We start from the raw sequence: 22441 nt of genomic DNA, 5'->3' as shown, positions 1-22441 counted from the left end.
TGATTCCTCCTGCTTTCTTTAGTGACTAGTTGGTATATGCCTCCCAAACAGCCGAATCAACCCCAGCCTTTATCGCCTCCCACTCAGGGGCAACTGCTTCTTTAAATGCTTCACGCTGATCATCAGTCAGGTCAACAAAAGTACAACCGAATTCTTTGATTTCAGAAGACCACTCTGCCTCTTTCTCCAGAGCTCCATTGGTAGCTGTCTCACAGCAAATAGCAATCGCTTTATCAAACATAGTTTTATATTCATCTGGTAAATTATGATAAAAGTCCAGATTTACCAGCCACTGCTGAGTCTGCTGCAGATGATTGGTTCTGCTGATATATTTCTGCTGCTCATACAATTTTGCAGAATAAATTGTCTCAACCGGGTTCTCCTGCGCATCCAAAGTCCCTTGCTGCAAAGCAGTATACAGCTCACTAAAGGAGAAAGGAGTAGGCGTAGCGCCCATACATTGCCACCCTTGGATGTGATAGTCATTCTGCATTACGCGGAAGGTCATTCCCTGTAAGTCCTCCGGGCTGTTGATTGGCTTATTGGCAGTCGCCAGGCGGAAGCCATGTACGCTATACCCGGCCAGATAGAAGCCGGCTTTCGCGTATACATCACGCATGACAGTTAAAAACTTCTCATCTTTCATAAACTTTTGCTTCACATCTTCAATATCGCTGAAGTTATAAAACAGATCATAAATCGCTGCATCCGGCACATAATTGACAATGATGGAGTTCGCACAGGTCATCTCAATATTTCCATTTTGTACCATCTGACACAATTCGTCATCGCTTCCCATGGAATTATTGGGATAAATATTTACAGTGATCGCGCCGTTCGATTCTTTCTCAAGATATTCCTTCATAGCCAGACACCCCATCTGGACCGCAGTAGTCTCTGAACCAAAATGACCGATATTGATCGTATAGGAAGCATCTCCAGCCGCAGCTCCCGTCCCCCCGTCGGCTGCTGTAACCAAATTTTCCTGCGCTGTGGTGGAATTACTCCCTCCGGAATTGCCGCAGGCCATCATGCCCACAGCCATCGCAACTGCCAAACTCAGGGCTGCAACTTTTTTCATTTTCATTATTTTCCTCCTCATGTTTTATTTTGAGCATAGCTCATTTTTTATTTATGTTGTCCTGCTCATGAAAGGGCCAATCAAATTAATTTAACAGATTTGGCAAAAATAGTGTAATCTGCGGGATATAGGTAATCAGCAGCAGTGCAAGAATGAACATGGCAATAAAAGGCAGTGCGTGCTTTGCAATTCTGATAATTGGAATCTTGGTGATAGAATTTGCTACAAATAAGTTGGTACCGATTGGCGGAGTTACGAAACCTATCGCCAAATTCACTGTCATCATGACGCCAAAGTGAATGGTATCCACGCCATATTGCTGTACAATCGGTAGCATGATCGGCGCGAGAATCAGAATACAAGGAACCGTGTCCATAACCATTCCGGCAAACAGCAGGAATAAATTAATCACTATCAAAACCACGAATTTACTCTCCACATGGCTTACCACAAAGGAGGCCAATGTCTGTGGAAGGTTCAGGATCGTCAATACTCGGCCAAATACAATGCTGATGGACAAAATCAGCATAACGGGCGTCGCCGTGCGGGCTGTATCAATGAGGCACCCTATCAGTTTTTTCAAATTAATCACACGGTAAGCCAAAACACCCACAAGTAGTGCATACACCACTGATACACAGGCCGCTTCTGTAGGGCTAACAATTCCTCCGTAAATACCACCGAGGATAATAACCGGTGCCAGCAGAGCAAAAAAACTCTCTTTGAAAATACGCAAGAAGCCTTTTTCTCTAAGCGCTTTTGTATTTCGTTCAATGCTTAATGCCTCTCTCTTTTCTTTTTTTCTAAAATAAAAGATAATATAAGCGATCAGACAGAGAGCGATCAGGATACCCGGCGCCACTCCGGCGATAAACATATCCCCAATCGACGCACCTGTGGCCAAGCCATAAGTAATAAATGGTATGCTTGGTGGTATGATTACACCAAGACCTCCGGCTACCGCTATCATGGCGGTTACAAACTCTTTATCATATCCAAGACTCGTTAAGAGTGGAATACACATCGTACCGATTGCGGCTACCGTCGCCGGACCAGAACCACAGATTGCTCCATAAAACAGGCAGGTAATCACCACTGCGATCGGCAAGCCCGCCGGAATATTTCCAAAGAAATAGGAAAAGAAATCGTATAATCGCTGTGACATACCGCTTTCCGCCATAATACTAGAGGAAAGCATAAACAGCGGGATGGCCAACAGCACATAGGAGTCCATGCCATTTACCATCGTCTTCATGAAGTATTCCGCATCACAGGAAAAAGTTGGATCCATCAAATATACGGACAATGTCGACCATCCTACGGTAAAAGCAATCGGGACACCCAATATCAAAAAGACAATAAAAACGAAGAACATCATGACATTTTCCCTCCCTTCATTCCTTTGTTCCCCTTTACAATCCCACTTACTCTAAAGTAAAATTTCTGGATAATCCGAACCACGCTGAACAGCAGTCCAACCTCCAGCGCCCCATACACAAATACCATTGACAGATGGAGCCCCGCCGATGTGGTTCCCCGCGCTGCCACGTCGCTCAGCATACGAAAGCCCGCCGGGATCAGATATATAACAAAGGCAGTCATCACAAGATCTTGAATCCAGCCGAACACTAGAATTACTTTCGGAAAAAAAGTTTCAACAATGTTTACGCGAACATGGGTTTCATTTCGAATACCATAGCTGATCCCCATGTATACGAACCAGATGAACAAGTAGCGTGTGGCTTCTTCGGTCCACACCAAAGGGGATTTCAGTACATATCTGCAAAACACATGTACCGTCATGAAGATGACAATTCCACACAGGAAAATCGACATCAGCATCTCTTCAAAGTGTTTGTCCAGCCAGCGCAAAAATTTCATATCATTCTTCTCTCCTTCACGCCTGTTTTATTTTCCATTCCAGTTGCCCAGAAAACTTGCAACCGCGTTTTTTCAGCTTACTATATTGATAAATCTTCCCCGATCCCAGACTCATGTTCCGATTATTTCACAAAAATTGTTTGCATTCCCGATAAAATCCGTTTATACTATTTTGGAATTCAGTTTACGGATCAGACAAGAACGGAGGGCTTCATGTTAAAAGATCACGAATACATCTATGCAGTCTATACAGAACGCAGCTTTTCCAGGGCAGCCCAGAAACTGTTTATCTCACAGCCCGCTTTGAGCAATAAAGTGAAGCGTGTCGAGGAGGCAATCGGTACTCCGATCTTTAACCGCAGTGTCACACCTCTTCAGTTGACGACGGCAGGCAGGTTCTATATCGAAGCCGTGGAGGCGATGATGTCCATCGAAGAACAGTTGAAAGAAACGCTTTCCCAGCTTGCCAGCCGCCAGAGCGGATCCCTCACCATCGGCGCATCCACCTTTTTCTGCTCCTATGTGCTGCCGGAGCTGGCTGCTGATTTCGGCCAGCATTTCCCCGGCTACACGGTCAATATTTTGGAGGGAAACACCGAGGATCTGAGCCAGTGCCTGCAGTCCGGCGTAATCGATCTCGCCCTAAATGTGGATGAGATGGATTCCAGGCTCTTTGACGGTGATGTTCTGGGGACGGAGGAACTGATCCTCGCGGTCCCGAAGCAGCTAGAGATCAACGATACCCTCACCTCCTACCGCATGTCATTTGAACAGCTGTGCTCCGGGCTGGAGTCGGATAAAATCCCCCGCGTATCCCTTGTTCCATTTGCCGACGAAGATTTTCTGATGCTGAAAAAGGGCAATGACGGATACCAGAGGGCCATGAAAATGTGTAAAAATGCAGGTTACAAGCCCCGTGTCAGCATGTTCCTGGATCAAATGCTAACCTCTTATCATGTAGCAGAAAACGGCCATGGCATTGCGTTCATCCGAACCGGCATTCTAGGCCATGTCAAACCCACGGAACGGCTTTTCTTTTACAGGATTGACGATCCGATGGTCAGCCGCACTATCTACCTTTTTCATCGAAAAAAACACTCCTCCGCAATTCTCCAGCATTTTCTTGATTTCATGAGAGACAAGAAGTCATAAACCCGTTCTCCATTCCTATGCCCGGTAGCGATCAACCAGCCGGCAGATCCGCTCCATTGCAGACACAGCTGCCTGATGATTTTGCGAAAAATTCAGGCGAACGCAATCGGTAAATGCCTCTCCGAACTCCGTCCCCGGTGTCACGGTGACCCCGGCCTGTACGCGGCACAGCTTTACAAACTGTGAAAGTGTCACCTTCAAAGGAGGTAGCTGCAGGAAAAGATAGCTTCCCCCCTCCGTCGGGCGGGCCCAGCATCCGGGACATGTTCCAATCACTTTCATCAGATCATCGCGGATCGCCTTGTGCTCGCGGATCCTGGCCTCCATCCAGCCCTCCGGCTCAGAAAACCAATTCCGGTAGACCGCCTGGCAGTAACCTGCCGTTCGAAGTGACACAATGGCCTGCAGTTTCTCCATGCGGGTAATCACATCCGCAGAACCGTAAGCCACGCCCAGACGGAAACCGCTTAAGGATTCAGTCTTGGAAGGTCCGATAATCGTGATCAGTTCCTCAGGCTGTTCCGGAAGTGCACGAAGATGGGTATAGGACAATTCCCGTTCAAAAAGCTGTCGGCTGTAGAGCTCGTCGGCAATCACTGCCGCGCCGTACTGCTTGGCGAGGCGGCCGATCGCGGCCACTTCTTCCGGAGAGTAAATCACGCCGGTGGGATTGTTGGGATTGGAATACAGAAATAATTTCACCCCGTTACGGAACGCCCTCTCCAGGGCGGAGATATCCAGGCCAGCGTATCGTCTGGTTTCTTTCCAATGAATCGGAACCGGGACCACCTCCCCATCAAAAAATTCCACTAATTTTCGGTTTGCAAAGTAATCTGGTTCAACGATCGCCACTTTGTCTCCTCTGCCAACCAGGGCTCCCATGGCCAGAAACAGAGCTCCCTGTGTGCCAGGCGTCAGGATCAGCTCTGTCGCCGCATTCACCGGCGCTCCGCTGTACTCGGCCAATTTTTCCGCCAGATACTCTCGAATATCAGCCTTGCCGCGGTATTCGGTATAGGCCTGATGGGTGCCCCCAACGGCATATCCCTCTACAAAGGTTTCCAAACTTCCGGGAATGGGCCTATGCGCATCTACATTGCCATGGGAAAAATCTACAGGGACTCCCGTAATAGCTTCGCCGACCGCTGGCAGCGTTTCCTGCATTTGCAGGCTTTCCTGACCGGGAGCATTATCCACACCCAATTTGGCAAATTTTTCCAAAATACAATTCATTTTTCCTGCTCCTTTCAAACAGCGCATCAATTTTCATTATTCTCTTTTGGATAGCTCTACATTAACACATCTTTTCTTTTATATCCAATATTGATTTTTGCATAACATTATAATTTTTTTGAAATTGACATTTCAAAATACCGTGGTATATTGAAGTCAAATAAAACATTGCAGCCGCAGACAAAGTACAAATTTCAAATAAACAGGAGGCAGAAAATGAGATCTGTAATCAGTGAAAACGCGCCAAAGGGACATTATTCCGCAGGAGTAATCAGCGGGAACACGTTATATATATCGGGACAGACTTCCGCAGACCCCACCACCGGGAAACCGGCAGAGGGCGGCTTTGCGCAGGAGATGACTATGGCACTTTTAAAAATGGAGAGTGTTCTGAAGGCGGCAGGCTGCGCCAGGGAGGATGTTCTGATGTGTCAGGTCTATATTGCGGACATGTCTCTCTGGGAATCGGCTAACCAGGTCTACGCTGAGTTTTTCGGCAGTCACAAACCTGCCCGGATTGTATTGCCGGTTCCGCCTCTAAGCAACGGTTGCCAGGTCGAGCTAACCGCAATTGCGGAAGTAAAGTAAAAAACGGTGCAGAATCCATCTGGATTTCTGCACCGTTTCTGATTCAATTTATTATCTTTGTGCTATAGCCGGTTCTTCCACTGCCAGAGAAGCTATTCTTCTTCCGCCCGAATCATGGCGGCCAGAATTTTCGCCGTCTCCTCGATACCGTATCGGCTGCTGTCGATGGTCAGATGGTAACTCTCCGCTTCTCCCCAGCCGCCGTCGGTGTAATAGTTATAATAATACTTTCTTTCCTTGTCTTTCTTCCGTATCTTGGCCCGCGCTTCCTTCTCATCAATCTGGAACCGCGCTTTGACCGTCTCCAGCCTTGCCTCCATCGGAGAATAGATGAAAATGCTCTGCACGTCCTTATGATCCTTCAGCACATAATCCGCCGCCCGTCCGACGATCACGCACTCCTCCCGGTCTGCCAGCTCCCGGATCACCTGGGACTGGATATCGAACAGGACATCGTTGATCGGAAGCATGCTGTTGGGATAGTTCTGCACCTGGTTTCCTGCATACAGCCAAGGGTTCGCTCCCTTTTCGTCCACCGCAGCAAATTGTTCGGGGTGGATCCCGGCTTTCTCCGCAGCCATTTCAATCAATTCTTTATCGTAGAATTTGATTCCCAGGTTTTCTGCTAAAAGTTTCGCGATTGCTCTGCCGTTGCTGCCAAACTGTCTTCCGACGGTAATGATTTTTCTTGACATAGGCGCCTCCTTTACCCGGCAATAAAAACAACTTGTTATCTTTGAGTATATTATAACTCAATTCCAGCTGTTTTCCAAGTGTTTTTTGAATGTTTTTCTATTTTGCCGTTGTAACTGGCAGGGAGGTAACCGTACGGAGAAATGCGGTGATTTCCCCCATCCGCTCCGCTGAAGGCGGCAGGCAGTCCGCCAGCTCATAGGGAATCTCCAAATTCCGGTAAGTCTCGATTCCCAGGCGATGGTACGGCAGCAGCTCAATACCAGAAATCCCGCCGCAGGATTCACAAAAGGCCGCCGTGTCCCTCAGGTTTTCTCTGCCGTCATTTTGTCCGGGGATCACAGGAATTCGAACAAGAATCTCAGGCCGGTCCTTGCTGCCGCAAAGCTTCTGAATGTTCTCTAAAATCCGCCGGTTTCCAGATCCGGTCAGTTCCCGGTGCCGGTCCGAATCCATATGCTTGATGTCCACATAGAGCAAATTGATGTACGGAAGCACCTGGCTGATATTTTTCCAGGGCACCGACAGACTGGTCTCCACCGCCGTGTGAATGCCCCGGCTTCGGCAAAGACGCAGCACCTCAGCAGCAAATTCCGGCTGATCCATCACTTCTCCCCCGCTCAGGGTCACGCCTCCTCCGGAATGAAAGTAAAACACCTCGTCCCTGGCTGCGATCTTTGCCGCCTCTTCAGCTGTCATCCAGGTTCCGTACTGTTTTTGCGCGCCTTCCGGGCAAACGGCGACACAGGCAAAACAAGACCGGCATTTTTCCCTGTCCCATTGAATTTTCCCATCCGCAATGCTCATGGCCCCGGCAGGGCAGACCGCAGCGCAGGCTCCGCAGCCCCGGCAGAGCCTGGCCGAAAAGCCTTTTTCCGGCTGGAAACGCTGGGACTCCGGCGTCGAGCACCACCGGCAGCAAAGACCGCAGCCCTTTAAAAACAGGACGGTCCGAAGCCCCGGCCCGTCGTGGATCGACGCGCCTTCATAACGAAGCACACCCCCTCTTATCTCTTCCATATGCTACCCCACGGAAATCCCGTTTTGTACGGTCCGGGCGATTATCTCATCCTGCACGTCTTTTCCCAGTTCCACGAAATACGCCGTGTATCCAGCCACCCGTACCAGCAGCCCCTTATAGTTCTCTGGTTTCTGCTGGGCTCGGAGCAGCTTTTTCTGATCAATGACATTAAATTGGACATGATAGATTCCCAGGCTGCACATGCTCTTTAAAAGAGCCATCATCTGGATCAGTCCATGCTCGGTGGAGAGGAGTTCCGGCTCTATCTTCATATTCAGCAAAGTTCCCTGGACAAAACGGCCGTGGGGAATATGGGAGACCGATTTCAGCACCGAGGTCGGACCGTTTTGGTCCGTGCCGCCGGAAGGGCTGACGCCGTCGGCCAAAGGCTTAAAAGCATTCCGCCCGGAAGGCAGAGCGCCCACCTCCAGCCCGAAGGGGGTATTTCCGGACACCGGGAGGATCCCCGGCGTCATGGTGCCGAACTTGCTCTGATACCGCTCGATCTCATCCGCGATAAACGTAAACATCGCTCCGGCAATCTCATCCACTGTCTCGTCGTCATTGCCATACTTCGGCACATCCCTGCACTGCTTTTGGAGCGTTTCATAGCCGGCGAAATCATGATCCAGCGCATCCAAAAGCTCCGCCATGGCGGCCTGCTTTTTCTCGAAGACCACAGAGCGGACGGCCGCCAGACTGTTGATCAGATCCGCGATCCCGATCAGGATGATTCCATTTCCCGCATTGTATTTTGCGCCGCCCCAAGCGTAATCCTTTGCCTTTCGGATGCAGTCCTTAAAGGTCAGGGACAGAGCCGGGACCGGACGCTTCATACAGACCTCGTCGATCACATGGCTGCCCTTCACGACGGCGCGCACCGCATAGCGAATCTGCTCTTTTACGGCCTCTTCAAACTCTTGGTAGGAGTCAAAAGACCGGGGATCCCCGGTTTCCACCGAGATAATCTCGCCGCTTTTCCGGTTTCTTCCGTTCAGCAGGGCAAATTCCACCATGGCTCCCAGATTAATGTCCGCAAGAGCCGTGTAATGACGGAGCCTCCCTTCCAGGTTGGTCTCCACGCATCCACAGGGATTCCAGTCAAAGGCTTCTTTTAAAGGGATCCCTTTATTCATCAGCATTCGGATGCCGATGTCATCGTTGTGAAACGCTGGAAATCCGGTGCCCAGCCGGATCAGTTCCACCACTTTTTTCAGAAAAGAATTCGGGTTCTTCGCCATACTGTAGCGGACGGATAAGGACGGCTGGTACAGCTGCACATCCATCGTAGCCTGAAGAATCAGATAGGACAAGTCGTTGACCGCGTCCCGGCCGTTGGTGTCTACGCCGCCGACGCAGACGTTCTGGAACATCGGGTAACCGGCGGCAAATTCCGCGGTCTGCGCGTCCTGAAACAAGCAGGGCTCGCTGAATTTAATCCAAAGGCAGTCCAAAAGCTCCTGAGCCTTATCTTCGGTGATTCTCCCCTGGGCCAGATCGTCCCGGTAAAACGGCCACAAATATTGATCCATCCGTCCCGGATTGTAGCTGGCCGCGTTCTGCTCCATAAAAATACAGATTTGATAAAGGTAAAGGGACTGCAACGCCTCCCAGAAAGTCTCCGCTGGATTTAAGGGCACTTTGCGGCAGATCCTGGTAATCTCCAGAAGTTCCGCCTTCCTCTTCGAGTCCTCGGTACCAGCCGCAAGCCGCTCTGCCTCATCGGCATAGCGGTTCGCCAGAAGTTCGATTCCTTCGGAGGCAATCCGCATGGATTCCAGATAATAATCTTTCTCGTAGTCGCCCGGAACCGTTAAATCCAGCTTATCTTTTTCCTTTTGGATCTCTTCCCGGATCCCTTTCAGCCCTTCTGTGATGATCCATGAATAACCGGCCGTGGTTTCCCCCCAGCCGCGGACCGCTTTCCGGTTAATATAGATGACGCCGTGATCCCGCAGCTCCCTGGTGTCCTGGGGGATCTGAGCCAGCCATTCCTCGTAATTCGACTTTCCCTTCCAGTAAGGGCGAATCACTGTCTCGAACATCTCCCGGTCCTCCGGCCGAAGATAAAAGGGATCATATTTTCGCTCGCTGATGGTGTCCAGCTCCTCGTCCAGCACGGACCAGCAGGTATCGGCGCAGAGAATGCCTCCGCGCATCTTGCTGCCGGAACAGCCGACGATCAGCTCATCGTCCCAGATTTTTACCGTCTTTTCCTTGCACTGCCGGTAAAAGCCTTTGGCCTTCCGGACCACCAAGGGCAGTCCCTCCGTCTCCTGAAAACTCTCCGTCAGAATTCTTGCATTTTCCAGATCCATCTCCGGACGCGCAGAAATCACCCTTTCTTTCATGCGCTCCACTCTCTCCCGATACGGCTTTCCTTCCATCCTTATTTGACCCTCCGCAGTTTTCCTATTCCTTGCGCAAAAGCGCTGCTTCCGTCGGCTGCACTTATACAAAATCTATTCGCAGAATACATTCTGATTCTAACGTATCATTTTTTTCCTCTCCTGTCAACAGAATTCCGCAGGATGTGCTGTGATCAAAAGGTATCAAAAAAGGACAGCTGCTTCCTGCCGCTATCCTTCTCCCAGGCCGGGAACAAATGAAACCCGGCCAGCTTTACTTCTTGCTTTTCATTTTTCGAATCAGTCCATGTTCACTGCAGCAGACATACAGCGCTCCGCCGTGCATTTTCGGAAAGCGGATTTCCGCCGGCTGCTCTGGATACAACTTTACTAAAAGCACCCGGTCATACGTCACGTACGCCGCAAAAGTGATATAGTGCTGCTTGCTCATCTCGTGCTGCATCGTAACATAGAAATCATCTTCTATCTCTTCGACGCATATGGCATGTTCCGAATCCTCCGGTCTTGCCGTCAGAGGAGCCAGCGTTCTCCCGCAGCAGGCAATTTCGCTGTCCCCTGTGCAGCACAAAATATTCCCGCATTCCGGGCAGACGTAAAACTTTACCTTTTTCATATTTCCTCCATCCGTCTCGTTGGGCTCCAAATCGCCCGCCAGTAATTTTTCGATCTTGACCCCTAAAATATCAGACAGCTCACGGAGCAGGGATACATCGGGGCAGCCGTTGCCCCGCTCCCATTTCGATATGGTCCGGTCGCTGATATTCATCGCATCGGCAAGCGCCTTTTGCGTCATGCCCTTTTCCTGGCGCAAGGCAAGAATCAATTTACCGACTTTGCTACAATCCATGATCACACCTCCCGGAATTATCTTACCTGCCAATTTGTTTTTTCGCAACAAACGCTCCGTAGAGTTTGCGCCAAAAGAATACCACTGTCCGCCGGTTATGCGTTTCTACCGGGCTAAACCTTGTAGGACAATATGAATCAGGATTCTCGCCTGCTCTTCGATGTCAAAAGATTGTTTTTGCAGCATCCAGTCCACTAACAGTCCGCGGCTGACTTGAGTCAGCACCGAAATGACCCGTTCCGCCTCGCTGTCCTGCGGCAATTCTCCCTTTTCCTGGCAAAGCCGGATCAGCTTTTCATAATTTTGATATATCATGCGGTCCTTGTTGACTCCGAGGATCATGGTGTCCGCCGTGTCTCTCAGGTCATGGATGTAGGCATAGTTCAGCGATTTTGTCTCCGAAGACCGGATTTGGACAAAAACAAAATATTCCTCCAGCTTTTTCAGCGGTGTCAGCGCCTGGGCCGCCTCATCCTCCGTCAGGTATTCAAAATATTCCTCATATCCTTCATCCAGAGAAACCAATGTCTGCGCTGCAATTTCTTCCTTGCCGGAAAAGTGATGATAGATGGCGCCGATGGAAGTATTGGTCTCTTCCGCAATCATTTCCATGGAAACGTTGTCGAAACCTTTTTCTCCAAAAAGCCGCAGGGCGCAATTTACAATTTTTTCTCTGGTTTCCAATGCCTGCTGCTGCCGTTTTGTCCTGGGAGCCTTCATATTCTCACCTTTTCCTTCTTCCCAATATTTCCGGCTGCCGATCGCCGAATCTGTTCTTCATTCTAACACACGCCCATTTTTCCGTCAACCGGCGCCTGCCCGATGGCGGCAAGCCTCCCCCACTGGAAACAACGCCTAAATTGTTTACGCCCGGCAGTAACGCCGGGCGCTTCTTCGCACGCAAAGCTTGTCTCTAATTTCTCAGCCGGAATGTCTTCGGTGCAAACCGGTAGACAAGGACGCAGGCCACGATACAGTACAGCACGCAGAACACAATGGCCAGGCCGCCGAACAGCAGGGTAGGCATATGCAGCTGCATCATAAAAAAGCAAACCAGATAGGTACCGGATAAAACCAGCTGATAGGTACCGCTCTTGATCTCCGTTCCCGCATTGTAAGGCTGCAACAAATAATAGATCGTCAGGTAATGGACGGAGAAAAAGATACTCATACAGATGATAGAGACAAACAGCACCCCATAATTCAGAGGATTGTCCGTGCCTCCCGACATGTAAAGTAAAAGAGACAGTCCGGCCCCGATCACAAAGGCAGGCAGCAGGTTGATTTTCACTATCTCCCTGAGCCGGATCTGAAACAGCTTCAAAACAAATCTGGGCTGTTTGAAAAAGGAGTAGGTCAGAAGGCTGTGGTCACAGTTCATAAACAGCGCGCGGGTAAAACCAGTCCCCCGGTTAACCGCGTACATGATAAAGACAAAGTACGGAAGGTAAGTCAAAAACAGACGGTTCAATTTCTCCCCGATCTCCGGAGCCAGGTAAAAGGCAAGCATTCCGCCCAGAACCAGGCATAAGCTGACGAGTGCAATCCGCTTGGATGATTTCCAGAGAATTTTCTGATGCCTTTTGATAAACAATTCGTTCAGAAATTCAAAGCCCTTTTTACGGCTGGTAATCCCTATGTCTGCGGAAATCACTTTACGGCTCTGCTCCTGGGCCATTTTTTTGACCGTATCCATCTGATTCATTGAATCCGCCAGGAGCTGCTGATACATGTCACGGTAATCCCGGAAGGTGAGCACTTTCCTTGCGGAAATCAGCCCCGCCAAAACAGCTAAGAGCATTCCTCCTGCCGTAACCCCTGCCGGAAGGATGACGCCAATGGCCGGAAGCCCGTAGGCGGCCGCCAGGAGGAGGATCATCCCGATCCATGCCAGTTTACTGAGTCCGTTTTCATTCGTCGCATCCCCGGTTTTTTCGTACTGCCGGAGAGAAACCGCCGCCACGGTAATTTTCAGTCCTGCCACAAAAAACGGAATGACCAGGCAGATCCACAGCGGAACCCCGGCGGAGTGCCCAAACAGAATCGCAAAAGGCAAGAAGCCGATCACCACCTTTCCGACTGCATAGCCGTAATTGACCAAGGTGTATTCCCGCGCGTTCATCCTCATCAAAATCATGGCATAATATTTATCCCGCGACGGATTAAACAAAAAGGTGTTGGCAAAGGACCCGATCACCGTCAAGAAAAAGAGAATGTGGAGGAACAGCCGGTCCGCAGCCGCCTCCTTGTACAGCATCCCGGCTCCCGCAAGCAAAATCAAAAAGTAAAGAAACTTACCAAGGAAAATCGATGCGACCTCCCAGATTGCCGAGAGGATATTGGCAAACACCTTCAGGCCATGCACCTGATATAAGGTGCCGGGGAGCAGTCTTTTTAGAATCGGAACCTGTTTCAGCGAGTAGAGAATACTGTTGACCCGGTATGTATTTTTCAGGGAAAACGAGATCCGCAGGGTCTTATTCATGGCCTTCCTCCCTCAGAGCGGCAATGATCTTTTCCTTAAACTCCTGATTGTCCAAATTGGCTTTGTCCACCACTTCCAGCACGCCGCGGTTCAGCAGCACGATCTCATCGCACAGATCGAGGGCCAAGTCCATGATATGGGTGGAAAAAATCGTAACACGGCCGGCTTTCAGAGACCGGAGCAGCTGCTTCATCTCTTCCGCCACCACCACATCCAGGGAAGTCAGAGGCTCATCAAGCAGCAAAATATTCGGCTGGGCGATCATATTGATCAGCATCTGCATCTTATTTTTCATGCCATGGGAATAATCTTTCAGCAACTTGTCCCGATCTTCCGGCTCAATGCTCATCGTATCAAAGTATTCGTCCAGCGATTTCGGATTGGAAATCGTTTTTTCATTGATATCGATGAAAAATTTAAGGAACTCCCGCCCTGTCAGAAATTCGGGAACCGTGGGAGTGGAGAGGACATAGCCGATATCCTCCGCCGCCACGTCCCGTCTGACGCCGGATTCCTCCAGGTAGAAGTTTCCTCCGTCCGCTTTGATATCTTGGTTCAGACAGTTAAACAGCGTGGTTTTCCCCGCTCCGTTCCGGCCCAGAAGGCCGTAGATTTTTCCGCTCTCAAAGGCAAAATTGATATCGCGCAAAACCTCTTTCTTTTCAAAATGCTTCTCAAGGTGCTCGATGACAAATCTCATAAATTCGTTTCCTTTCCAGAAAGTGAACTACCCATTGTCTAAAGCCAATGGGATTCCTGCTTCAAAGTAAGCTACATTTCCCTTTCATACTTTACCAGATAGTAGACAAAACTTCCGCCTACCATGGTATAAGCAAAAACAAAGAGAAGAATTGCGCCCAGCTCCACCTCCATAAAAAGGAAGCAGAACATCAGCGCAGAAAACACATAGATCATAAAATCAAAGGCCTTGCCCTTCGCCCGGTTCCGAATCGCAATATTTCTCTCGTCGTTTTGGTCGATTTCCATCTGCTTCCGCATTTCCGGCGACTTCTCCAAAACCCGCCTGCTGATCGCGCTCCCCATCCCGTGCCCAAACACACCGCAGCCGCAGCCGAGCAGAATATAGGGCAGCACCAGCAGGATCCCCTGGACTTCTCCCGCTGATTTCTTCAGAATCAATCCGGCGATTAAAAGGGCCGCCCCGGCCCCGGCAATCACATAGTCCCCCCATTTTTTCTTCATTCCTGATCCTCCTCGTAGATGAAGATATCCTCAATTTGCATCTCAAAGTACCTTGCAATTTTAAATGCTAAAAGGATGGACGGATTATACCGCCCGTTTTCCAGGGATCCGATCGTCTGTCTCGAAACCTCCAAAGCGCTGGCCAGCTCTTCCTGCTTGATTCCCCGGCTCTTTCGGATCTCCTCCAACCGGTTTTTCAATCCACTTCTCTCCTTTCTAAAAGGAAAGTTTGCTTTCCATGTACTTATTATACATGGATTCACGTTAATGTCAAGTTAACTTTCCATCATTTTATCATCTGCATTTGCGTATCTTAGGGCAGATCCTGCGCATCCATAGCGGAGTATTTTTTGCTTATGTTGAATTTCGAAGGAATTTCCCATGAAAAAAAGCCGAAGGACTGGGGAATCTCCCCTGCCTCTGGCTTTTGGATCAATTAAAATCTATTTTTCTCACTTTCGATTCCGTATTTTCTCCTTTTCTTTCGTCATAGCCCGGCCGGATCAATTTTAATCGCCCGATAGCCTGCCTGCGCTATGATTTTCCTCAGTTCTTCGTCCGAAACTCGTTTTTTCATCCGGACCAGAGCGAAGCCTTCTTTCTGGTTCACCTCTGCATAAAATCCATCCCTTTCATGGAACGCATTGGCGATCCGGATTGCGCAGTTTTTACAGCTCATCCCTTCAATCTGAATCCGGCGCGCATAGGAATAGTGGGAAAGCTCCCGGTCCTTCGGCCGGATTTTCTTCTCGTCATATCCTCCTGCGCCGCAGCAGCCGTGCTTCATTTTCTTGAGATAACTTCGGACAGAAAACACACAGATAAGCACCAAAGCGGCGCAGATGATCACGGTAGACATGAACTTCCTCCTCTGGTATATGTTTCCTGGACCCGCATGGCCGGTTCTCGCCGAAACAGCCTGATTTTTCTTTTGAGGCCGAAGAAAACGTATATTTGGTTAGTCTATTCTAACTCTTTTTTAGCCTAACATGTTTTTGCTCCTTTGTCAATGAAAAACCCTCTGTTCCTCATAAAATCTTATGGTTTGGGAAAGTGTATAATTTTCGCGCAAAGCAATCAAAATATTCTGGGGGTGATTTCTTTGAAGTATGAAGATCTGGGCCATATGCTGGAAAAAAGCAGCAGTACGCGTCAATATTTTCTCTCTCTGCCTGTTGAAATGCAAATTGCTCTTCATGAGCAAAACGATCAAATTCATACGGCTGAGGAACTGCGGCGTCAGGCAGGCTTTCTGGAAACCATGGCAAAACAAATCGCCGTCAGTGAATACTTTCGCTTTTTATCTTGACAATTTTCTTTTTCTCCCTTACACTATCATAAATAACAATGTTATTTTGATAAAGGAGGAGGATTTATGACCAGAAAAGCCGGGGCTGTCCCGGAAGAAACCAAGATGCGCCTGTTGGAATCGGCGGCTCTGGAATTTGCCTCCTATGGGTTTGCCAAGGCATCCCTTCGCAGAATTTGTGCCAATGCAGAGGTAACCACCGGAGCTCTCTATTTTTTCTTTCAGGACAAAGAAGATCTGTTCCGGCAGACCCTGTCTCCGGCCACCGGACGCATCCTGGCGCTGCTCGTATCCCATTATGAAGCCGAGTTAGCAAGCTCCGCGGAAACTCTGGCAAAGAACGAAGAAGAAGACTTCCGGGCCGCAGAAGAATTTCTGGAATTTTATTTTTCCAACCAAACAGTCTGCCAACTGATCCTGAACAATCGGGAACATCCGGCCGTGGAGGAATTCTTTAACCAGATCACCTCCCTAATGGACCGCCAGACCTACCGGCTCATTGAGAAAACAATGCCCAATATCCATCCGTTTAACGACTGCACGATCCATTGGTTCTCTCACCTTCAACTAGGCGCCGTCATGCACATTCTCTCCCATGATTTTGATGAAAAGAGCGCCAAAGAACAATTAAAACTCATGGTGCGCTTCCTGCGGGGCGGTTTCCTATCGTTTTTGCCGGAAAATGGCCAGAATATTTGAAAAGGACGGAAAGGTCCTTTTTAAATAGCAAGAACATAACATTGTTATTTAATCACATAAAAGACAAACGAAACCAAACACGGCCAGTTTTTTAGTCAAATACATAATTCCAGAACGGCACGGACCTGCTGCATTGAATCATCCATCTGTCATGCGCCTTTTGTCTGGGCGTAAAGCTGCTTTGCGGGAACACGTCTTCCCGCTCAGCGATAAGGAGGACTCCATGTATTTAGAAGTTGAAAACATTAAAAAAAGCTACGGCGAGGGCGGAAGCTATGTACAAGTGCTCAGAGGGATCAGCACACAGTTGAGAGAAGGACAGATGTGTGTGATCCTCGGCCCCTCCGGTTCAGGAAAATCCACTCTCCTCAACGCCATCGGAGGGTTGGACACGGTGGACGGCGGTTCCATCCGGGTCGATGGAAAAGAGATCACCGGGCTAAAACCAGACGCCCTTTCCGATTACCGCCGGGACTCGATCGGTTTTGTATTCCAGTTCTATCATTTGATTCCCAATCTCACCGTCAGGGAAAACATTGAAGTGTGCCAATATCTGTCCCCGGTTCCCCTGTCCCTTGCCGAACTTTTGGAGACCTTGGGCCTGTCCTCTCATCAAAATAAATTTCCCGCCCAGCTTTCCGGCGGTCAGCAGCAGCGGTGCGCCTTGGCGCGTGCCTTAGTCAAAAATCCCCGTCTGCTTCTGTGTGATGAGCCTACCGGGGCTCTGGACTCCAAGACAGCCAAGGAAATTTTAGTGCTGCTGGAAACCATCAACCAAAAGTACAAAACCACCATGCTGATTGTCACCCATAACGATGCCATTCAACATATGGTACATAAAGTGATCCAGATTCGGGACGGCGAGATCCATCGGGAATATGAAAATGAACACCGGATTCCCGCCGCGGATCTCGAATGGTAGGAGGAGAAAGGATGCAGAAATTGTTGCTTCGCCGAACCTTAAGGGATCTAAAGGCCAACGTGCTCCGCTATCTTGCTTTATTTCTTTTGATCACGCTTGCCATGTTTCTCGTGATCGCCTGTGTCGGCTCTGCCCAAAGTGTCACCGGCACCGTAAACAAGAAAGCAGCTGCCAACCATTTGGAGGACGGACAGTTCGGAGTCTTCACTCCCTTAAAAGAGGATACCATCCGGGATTTACAGGCCATGGGCGTAGTCCTTGAAGAAAACTTTTCCCTTGATTTTTCCATGGAGGAAGGCTCCACTCTCCGTGTGCTGAAAAACCGCAGGAAAATCAATCTCGTTGAACTGGAGACGGGCAGACCGGCTGCAAACCCGAATGAAATCGTACTGGAAAGAATCTACGCCGCCGCCCATCAGCTTACGGTCGGTGATGAGATCACGATGTCCGGAAACAAGTATACCGTCACAGGGATCGGCACCTCGCCGGATTACGACCACTGTCTGCAAAACTTTTCCGACATATCCTCCGACGGCAGGAAGTTCGGTACTGCCTTTGTTTCCGACGCTGCCTACCGCGCGCTGCTGGAAGGCGGAAAAATGCTTCGCAGTGAAGAGTATCGCTACAGCTACCGGCTGGAAGAAGGTGTCACCAGCATGGAACTAAAGGACGTTTTGTTGGAGCAAACAATAAATCCAGAGGAAGGAAAAGACCTCTACTTGCAGGAAATGACCAGCGAACTGACTTCCGGCCGTAATTCCCTTACCAATGGAATGAAGGAACTCTCCGATTCCTCCGGGAAGCTTCAAGAAGCCATGGCTGAGCTGGCCGAAGGAGCTTTCGGCCTAAAGGAAGGGATCCAAACGGTCTCCGACAGTCTGGAGAAGCTGCAAGGTCGATCCGGCAATTTAACCTCCGGCTCTTCCCAAGTGCTCTCCGCGCTGAAGGAGCTGGAAACCGCCTCCGAAAAGCTTTCTTTTTCCACGGATGCTATGAAAGAGCTCCGATCTGCTTCCGGAGAGCTGCTCGAAGGAATGGCAGCGCTGGATGCCGGTCTGCAGGAACTCTCCGGACAAGGGGGTGAGGAGGCCTACGATGCGCTCATCCGGCAGTCCCTAAGCCAATACAACCTGGACCCGTCCCAGCTTTCGCCGGATGCCCAGCTCGTACTGACTGTATCTCAGGCGTATCTTTCCGAGGTTCACACCCGCCTCAAGACAGCCGCGGAAAGTTCATCCAGCCTGCTCTCCTCTTTTCAAAACTTTGACGTGGCCATGGATTCTCTGTCCGAAGCGATAGAAGATCTCAGCTCCGGCCTTGTCCAGTTCGACCAGGCGGTTTCTGCTCTCCGGGAGGAATATGAAAACCTGGATAAGGGGATCGGCGCTTACACCGGCAGTCTGAATCAGATATACGAAGGCTGCCGCAAAATCTCAGACGGAGCAGAAACGCTTAAGGAAAGCGCCGCGGAGCTATCCGGACACGGCGAGGAACTTCGGACCGGAACGAAAGACCTCCAGGACGAGACCCAGAAACTCCTGGATGAATACTTTCCCGTGGAAATAGAAAATCTGACCGACTTTGTCCAGGCCGAGGACAATCCCAGAATCAAGGCCGCCAATGATGATGTAGCAATCAACATCAACGTAGGCTTGGCGGCGGGTTTAATCGTCCTGATCCTGATCACCTATGTCATCTCTATCTTTGTCATTCACTCCATCGACCAGGAAAGTGCCATGATCGGCGCTCTCTATGCCTTGGGTGTCACCCGGAAGCAGCTTATGCTCCACTATACGATGCTGCCTGTTTTTCTGTGCCTTTTCGGCGGAATCCTCGGAACTCTCCTTGGATATTCCAGCCTGGGACGAAACCTGATGGCAGGAGATACCGCCGCCTACTACTCCATTCCCGCTGTGGAACCCTTCTACCATCCCGGCCTCCTGGGTTACGGCATCGCCCTTCCTCCTCTCATAGCCTTTATGGTTAGCCGGATCATGATCCAAACCAGACTGAACCGCTCCGCTCTTTCTCTCCTCCGGAAAGAACAGCCGCAAATCAAAGCAAATGTCACTCCGCTAAAGGGACTGCGCTTTATCGAAAGCTTTCAGCTTCGTCAATTTCTGCGGGAAAGGAAGTGCGCCTATGCGGTACTGGCGGGCATGTTTGTCTCTCTCCTGATCCTGGCACTGGGCCTTAACTGTTTATCCCTCTGCCTGAACTTACAGGAACAAAACAGAGCGGACACTCAGTTTACCTACCTGTACCAATATAAATATCCCACAAAAACGGTGCCGGAAGGCGGCTGTGCGGCCTATGCCGAAGGGCTGAAAAAAGAAATTTGGGGGTACAACATGGAAGTCACCATCATTGGCTTGGACCAAGATAATCCTTTCTTCCCGAAAATCTCCAGCCGCCGCAAAAATGAGATCAGCATCTCCAGCGCAGTCGCCGAAAAATTTGACCTTACCGCCGGCGACCGGCTGATTTTGAGCGATGAAGTGGAGGAAAAGGAATATGGTTTTACCGTAAAGGAGATTGTTCCCTACTCGGTGGGGCTGTGCTGTTTCATGGATCTGGAGGGAATGCGCACTCGGTTCGGCCGGGAGCCAGACTACTACAACTCCGTCTACGCAGACCATGCTCTGGACATCGACAAGGGACGGCTGGTTGGAGTCACCACAAAAACCGATGTCGAAAAAAGTTCCGACATTTTTATAGAAATGATGACGCCGATGATAACAATGCTGACCGCTGTGTCCGCCTTGATCTTTTTGATCGTTCTCTATCAGATGATGAAAGTCATGATTGACCGGTCTGCAGGAAGCATTGCGCTGATGAAGATTTTCGGTTACCGGGACCGGGAAATCCGGAAACTGTACCTGGACGGGAATTTTCTTCTGATCGCTGCTGGCGCCCTTCTTTTGATCCCTCTGGCGAAAGTTCTGATGGACGCCCTCTACCCCAGCTTTGTCGCCAACGTAGCCTGCGGCGTAGATTTGTCCTGGCCGCTTTCCCTTTATCTTCTTGTGTACGCTGGAATCCTGATCTGCTATCTTTTGATCCGTTCGCTGCTGATGCGGCGGCTGAAACAGACCACTCCGGCGGAAGTGTTAAAGGACAGGGAATAAACATACGCCCTGCCCCTGGGATAAAACGATTTCCATCGTTTTCCTCTTTTCATTTTGTGATTGCATGTTATAATGTGTCTGTAACAAATTTGTAACACTTTAAAGGAGGTTTCATTTGAAGAAATTATCAATATTTGCCCTGAGTGCGGCGGCAGCCGTCACCATGACCGGGATTACTCCGGCCACTGTATCGGCAGCCGTATCCCAGGAAGGAAACGCGGTTATCATCACAGGAAACAGCCTGGATGAGCTGAAACAGCAGTTCCAGGATTATTGTGCGGAAAACGGAGTGACGGACTGGAAAGAATTTCTGGATTACATCTGCCAAAACGGCGCCCCCATTCTCCCGCCGGCGCCGGACCATCCGGATGTCCCCGACGCGGATCAGCCGGATGTCCCCGACACCGATCAGCCGGATGTCCCCGACACCGATCAGCCGGATGTCCCTGACACCGATCAGCCGGATATCCCTGCTCCGGATCAGCCTGGCCCCGATGTTCCGGACAACGACACTCCGGACAATGAAACAGAGGCGGACGCCTCCATTCAGAGAATCGTGGACCTGGTAAATGAAGAGCGCGCCAAAGAAGGCCTCGCTCCCCTCACCCTCCACAGCTCTGCGACGGCCGCCGCTGCCGTCCGCGCCAAGGAGATCAAGACTTCCTTCTCCCATACCCGCCCGGACGGACGGAATTTCAATACTGCGCTGAATGAACAGGGCGTATCTTACCGGGGCGCCGGTGAGAATATTGCCTACGGGCAGCGCACGCCTGAGGAAGTGATGACCGGCTGGATGAACAGTTCCGGACACCGGGCCAACATTATGAACGGCTCCTATACTTCCATCGGCGTCGGACACTATGTCGATGCAAACGGAGTCAGCTATTGGACCCAGTTGTTCCTGTACTAATAGGAAGCAGCCCCTTGGGGCAGCCCATACCGGGTCGCCCCAGCGTTACAAAAGCAGCGGCCCTGTCTGGATTTTTGACGGGGCTGCTGCTTTTGTTTCTTCTCACTGGGGACTCTTTTTTCCCGTAATACTCTTTGAAAATCCGGCTGCCATCCGATAAAAGAAGGTTCTCGGAAGAACACGGGCCAGCACCCGGATCAGCTTTGCGCCGCGGTCCGGTACTGAGACCACTTTCCCCTTCCTCCAATCCTTCATTGCATCCCGGACAATCTCGTCCGGCTAGCGAAAGCCAAACAGGCCCTTTTTCTTCTTATCCACATTCATCCCCGCACTCTCATGGAAATGAGAGTCGATAAAACCAGGGCAGACAGCCTGCACCTGGATCCCGTTCCCGGCGAGTTCCAGGTGCAGCCCCTCGGTGAAATTTAAAATATAAAGTTTTGTCGAAGAATAAAGTACATTGTGGGGCAGGACGGCAAACGCTCCATCCGAAGAAATATTGATGATCCCGCCGGTGTTCCTCCTCAACATCCTTTGCAGGACAAAATGCGTCAGTTTTGTCACACACCAGACTTGCAGAGAAAGAATCCTTTCCATCTCCTCCTCGCTGGTATCCGCAAAAACCGGCTTCAGCCCAAAACCTGCGTTATTCACCAGCATATCAATTTCCCTGTCGCCCACATGTTCGATGAGGCGCCGGACCTCCTCCCGGTCCGACAATTCCACGAGGATTGTCTCCACATTCACATGATACTGCTCCCGCCACTCCTTTCCATTGGAGAAAAGTGCTTCTCTGCGCCGGCCGGTGACAATCAAATCATACCCCTGCGAGGCAAAATATGCTGCATAGCTCAGCCCCAACCCACTGGTTGCGCCTGTGATGAGTGCTAATTTTTTCATGAAAGCTCCTTTCATTGAAC

23 protein-coding genes are annotated in these 22441 nt (G+C 50.1%); 7 read left to right on the top strand and 16 right to left on the bottom strand.

Translation table 11 applies throughout. From position 1 onward, the window contains the following. Positions 1-25 precede the first annotated feature (25 nt). From MUB23_RS12495 to MUB23_RS12485, 3 genes are all read right to left on the bottom strand, one after another. Complete coding sequence (locus MUB23_RS12495; protein ID WP_244800921.1) at positions 26-1087, bottom strand: TRAP transporter substrate-binding protein; 1062 nt, start codon at positions 1085-1087, stop codon at positions 26-28. A gap of 79 nt (positions 1088-1166) precedes the next feature. Continuing rightward, positions 1167-2459: a TRAP transporter large permease gene (locus MUB23_RS12490; protein ID WP_244800920.1), complete on the bottom strand. Its 1293-nt coding sequence runs from the start codon at positions 2457-2459 to the stop codon at positions 1167-1169. Then, on the bottom strand, positions 2456-2962 hold the full coding sequence (locus tag MUB23_RS12485) for a TRAP transporter small permease (RefSeq protein ID WP_244800919.1): 507 nt from the start codon (positions 2960-2962) through the stop codon (positions 2456-2458). The genes MUB23_RS12490 and MUB23_RS12485 overlap by 4 nt, the downstream gene beginning before the upstream one ends. 213 nt (positions 2963-3175) lie before the next feature. On the opposite strand from MUB23_RS12485, the gene MUB23_RS12480 reads away from it, so the two are divergent. Next, entirely contained in the window at positions 3176-4114 is a 939-nt protein-coding gene (locus tag MUB23_RS12480; protein WP_244800918.1) for a LysR family transcriptional regulator, read from the top strand. 15 nt (positions 4115-4129) lie between these two features. Here MUB23_RS12480 and MUB23_RS12475 read toward each other — a convergent pair whose 3' ends face one another. Next, positions 4130-5347 (bottom strand): pyridoxal phosphate-dependent aminotransferase, encoded by a 1218-nt coding sequence (locus tag MUB23_RS12475; protein WP_244800917.1) that lies wholly within the window; start codon positions 5345-5347, stop codon positions 4130-4132. A gap of 216 nt (positions 5348-5563) precedes the next feature. Here MUB23_RS12475 and MUB23_RS12470 point away from each other — a divergent pair, with 216 nt between their 5' ends. Further along, positions 5564-5935, top strand: a complete 372-nt coding sequence (locus MUB23_RS12470; protein WP_244800916.1) for a RidA family protein — start codon at positions 5564-5566, stop codon at positions 5933-5935. Positions 5936-6027: 92 nt separating this feature from the next. On the opposite strand, the gene MUB23_RS12465 is transcribed toward MUB23_RS12470, so the two are convergent. From MUB23_RS12465 to MUB23_RS12420, 10 genes are all read right to left on the bottom strand, one after another. Continuing rightward, complete coding sequence (locus MUB23_RS12465) at positions 6028-6630, bottom strand: cytidylate kinase-like family protein (protein WP_244800915.1); 603 nt, start codon at positions 6628-6630, stop codon at positions 6028-6030. Positions 6631-6727: 97 nt separating this feature from the next. After that, entirely contained in the window at positions 6728-7627 is a 900-nt protein-coding gene (locus tag MUB23_RS12460; protein ID WP_244800914.1) for a glycyl-radical enzyme activating protein, read from the bottom strand. 24 nt (positions 7628-7651) lie between these two features. Continuing rightward, positions 7652-10036 carry a glycyl radical protein gene (locus MUB23_RS12455; RefSeq protein ID WP_244800913.1) on the bottom strand — a complete coding sequence of 795 codons (2385 nt, stop codon included), beginning with the start codon at positions 10034-10036 and terminating at the stop codon, positions 7652-7654. Between the two features lie 235 nt (positions 10037-10271). After that, positions 10272-10865 carry a helix-turn-helix domain-containing protein gene (locus tag MUB23_RS12450; RefSeq protein WP_244800912.1) on the bottom strand — a complete coding sequence of 198 codons (594 nt, stop codon included), beginning with the start codon at positions 10863-10865 and terminating at the stop codon, positions 10272-10274. Positions 10866-10970: 105 nt separating this feature from the next. After that, positions 10971-11585, bottom strand: coding sequence for a TetR/AcrR family transcriptional regulator (locus MUB23_RS12445; RefSeq protein WP_244800911.1), 615 nt, complete (start codon positions 11583-11585; stop codon positions 10971-10973). Between the two features lie 193 nt (positions 11586-11778). Then, a complete protein-coding gene (locus tag MUB23_RS12440; RefSeq protein ID WP_244800910.1) occupies positions 11779-13350 on the bottom strand; it encodes a hypothetical protein in 1572 nt (523 codons plus the stop codon). Continuing rightward, the gene (locus MUB23_RS12435; RefSeq protein WP_244800909.1) at positions 13343-14050 is read right to left on the bottom strand and encodes an ABC transporter ATP-binding protein; all 708 of its coding nucleotides are present in this window, start codon (positions 14048-14050) and stop codon (positions 13343-13345) included. The genes MUB23_RS12440 and MUB23_RS12435 overlap by 8 nt, the downstream gene beginning before the upstream one ends. A gap of 71 nt (positions 14051-14121) precedes the next feature. Continuing rightward, entirely contained in the window at positions 14122-14553 is a 432-nt protein-coding gene (locus MUB23_RS12430) for a hypothetical protein (protein WP_244800908.1), read from the bottom strand. Next, complete coding sequence (locus tag MUB23_RS12425; protein WP_244800907.1) at positions 14550-14753, bottom strand: helix-turn-helix transcriptional regulator; 204 nt, start codon at positions 14751-14753, stop codon at positions 14550-14552. Before MUB23_RS12425 ends, MUB23_RS12430 begins: the two co-directional genes overlap by 4 nt. 287 nt (positions 14754-15040) lie before the next feature. Beyond that, the gene (locus tag MUB23_RS12420; RefSeq protein ID WP_244800906.1) at positions 15041-15412 is read right to left on the bottom strand and encodes a heavy-metal-associated domain-containing protein; all 372 of its coding nucleotides are present in this window, start codon (positions 15410-15412) and stop codon (positions 15041-15043) included. A gap of 243 nt (positions 15413-15655) precedes the next feature. Here MUB23_RS12420 and MUB23_RS12415 point away from each other — a divergent pair, with 243 nt between their 5' ends. From MUB23_RS12415 to MUB23_RS12395, 5 genes are all read left to right on the top strand, one after another. After that, entirely contained in the window at positions 15656-15862 is a 207-nt protein-coding gene (locus MUB23_RS12415; RefSeq protein WP_244800905.1) for a hypothetical protein, read from the top strand. A gap of 66 nt (positions 15863-15928) precedes the next feature. Then, the gene (locus MUB23_RS12410) at positions 15929-16561 is read left to right on the top strand and encodes a TetR/AcrR family transcriptional regulator (protein WP_244800904.1); all 633 of its coding nucleotides are present in this window, start codon (positions 15929-15931) and stop codon (positions 16559-16561) included. 223 nt (positions 16562-16784) lie between these two features. Continuing rightward, on the top strand, positions 16785-17483 hold the full coding sequence (locus tag MUB23_RS12405) for an ABC transporter ATP-binding protein (RefSeq protein WP_244800903.1): 699 nt from the start codon (positions 16785-16787) through the stop codon (positions 17481-17483). A gap of 11 nt (positions 17484-17494) precedes the next feature. Beyond that, entirely contained in the window at positions 17495-20611 is a 3117-nt protein-coding gene (locus MUB23_RS12400; protein ID WP_244800902.1) for an ABC transporter permease, read from the top strand. A gap of 115 nt (positions 20612-20726) precedes the next feature. Beyond that, entirely contained in the window at positions 20727-21521 is a 795-nt protein-coding gene (locus MUB23_RS12395; RefSeq protein WP_244800901.1) for a CAP domain-containing protein, read from the top strand. A gap of 102 nt (positions 21522-21623) precedes the next feature. On the opposite strand, the gene MUB23_RS19700 is transcribed toward MUB23_RS12395, so the two are convergent. Further along, a complete protein-coding gene (locus MUB23_RS19700; protein WP_280515734.1) occupies positions 21624-21752 on the bottom strand; it encodes a hypothetical protein in 129 nt (42 codons plus the stop codon). A 48-nt stretch (positions 21753-21800) separates the two neighbouring features. Beyond that, complete coding sequence (locus MUB23_RS12390) at positions 21801-22421, bottom strand: SDR family NAD(P)-dependent oxidoreductase (RefSeq protein WP_244800900.1); 621 nt, start codon at positions 22419-22421, stop codon at positions 21801-21803. Positions 22422-22441: the final 20 nt, after the last annotated feature.

Origin of the sequence: Cuneatibacter sp. NSJ-177 (genome assembly GCF_022867805.1) — a bacterium.
Classification (GTDB): domain Bacteria; phylum Bacillota; class Clostridia; order Lachnospirales; family Lachnospiraceae; genus Pseudolachnospira.
Note: the sequence above shows the minus strand (reverse complement) of the source record. Positions and strands in the feature narration are given on the sequence as shown.

What these genes read in the sequence shown, in the direction of transcription:
- MUB23_RS12495 (WP_244800921.1), bottom strand. Translation starts at nt 1,087, where the DNA reads ATGAAAATGAAAAAAGTTGCAGCCCTGAGTTTGGCAGTTGCGATGGCT.
- MUB23_RS12475 (WP_244800917.1), bottom strand. Translation starts at nt 5,347, where the DNA reads ATGAATTGTATTTTGGAAAAATTTGCCAAATTGGGTGTGGATAATGCT.
- MUB23_RS12455 (WP_244800913.1), bottom strand. Translation starts at nt 10,036, where the DNA reads ATGGAAGGAAAGCCGTATCGGGAGAGAGTGGAGCGCATGAAAGAAAGG.
- MUB23_RS12430 (WP_244800908.1), bottom strand. Translation starts at nt 14,553, where the DNA reads ATGAAGAAAAAATGGGGGGACTATGTGATTGCCGGGGCCGGGGCGGCC.
- MUB23_RS12445 (WP_244800911.1), bottom strand. Translation starts at nt 11,585, where the DNA reads ATGAAGGCTCCCAGGACAAAACGGCAGCAGCAGGCATTGGAAACCAGA.
- MUB23_RS12420 (WP_244800906.1), bottom strand. Translation starts at nt 15,412, where the DNA reads ATGTCTACCGTGATCATCTGCGCCGCTTTGGTGCTTATCTGTGTGTTT.
- MUB23_RS12470 (WP_244800916.1), top strand. Translation starts at nt 5,564, where the DNA reads ATGAGATCTGTAATCAGTGAAAACGCGCCAAAGGGACATTATTCCGCA.
- MUB23_RS12405 (WP_244800903.1), top strand. Translation starts at nt 16,785, where the DNA reads ATGTATTTAGAAGTTGAAAACATTAAAAAAAGCTACGGCGAGGGCGGA.
- MUB23_RS12465 (WP_244800915.1), bottom strand. Translation starts at nt 6,630, where the DNA reads ATGTCAAGAAAAATCATTACCGTCGGAAGACAGTTTGGCAGCAACGGC.
- MUB23_RS12435 (WP_244800909.1), bottom strand. Translation starts at nt 14,050, where the DNA reads ATGAGATTTGTCATCGAGCACCTTGAGAAGCATTTTGAAAAGAAAGAG.
- MUB23_RS12480 (WP_244800918.1), top strand. Translation starts at nt 3,176, where the DNA reads ATGTTAAAAGATCACGAATACATCTATGCAGTCTATACAGAACGCAGC.
- MUB23_RS12485 (WP_244800919.1), bottom strand. Translation starts at nt 2,962, where the DNA reads ATGAAATTTTTGCGCTGGCTGGACAAACACTTTGAAGAGATGCTGATG.
- MUB23_RS12440 (WP_244800910.1), bottom strand. Translation starts at nt 13,350, where the DNA reads ATGAATAAGACCCTGCGGATCTCGTTTTCCCTGAAAAATACATACCGG.
- MUB23_RS12400 (WP_244800902.1), top strand. Translation starts at nt 17,495, where the DNA reads ATGCAGAAATTGTTGCTTCGCCGAACCTTAAGGGATCTAAAGGCCAAC.
- MUB23_RS12390 (WP_244800900.1), bottom strand. Translation starts at nt 22,421, where the DNA reads ATGAAAAAATTAGCACTCATCACAGGCGCAACCAGTGGGTTGGGGCTG.
- MUB23_RS12410 (WP_244800904.1), top strand. Translation starts at nt 15,929, where the DNA reads ATGACCAGAAAAGCCGGGGCTGTCCCGGAAGAAACCAAGATGCGCCTG.
- MUB23_RS12490 (WP_244800920.1), bottom strand. Translation starts at nt 2,459, where the DNA reads ATGATGTTCTTCGTTTTTATTGTCTTTTTGATATTGGGTGTCCCGATT.
- MUB23_RS12450 (WP_244800912.1), bottom strand. Translation starts at nt 10,865, where the DNA reads ATGGATTGTAGCAAAGTCGGTAAATTGATTCTTGCCTTGCGCCAGGAA.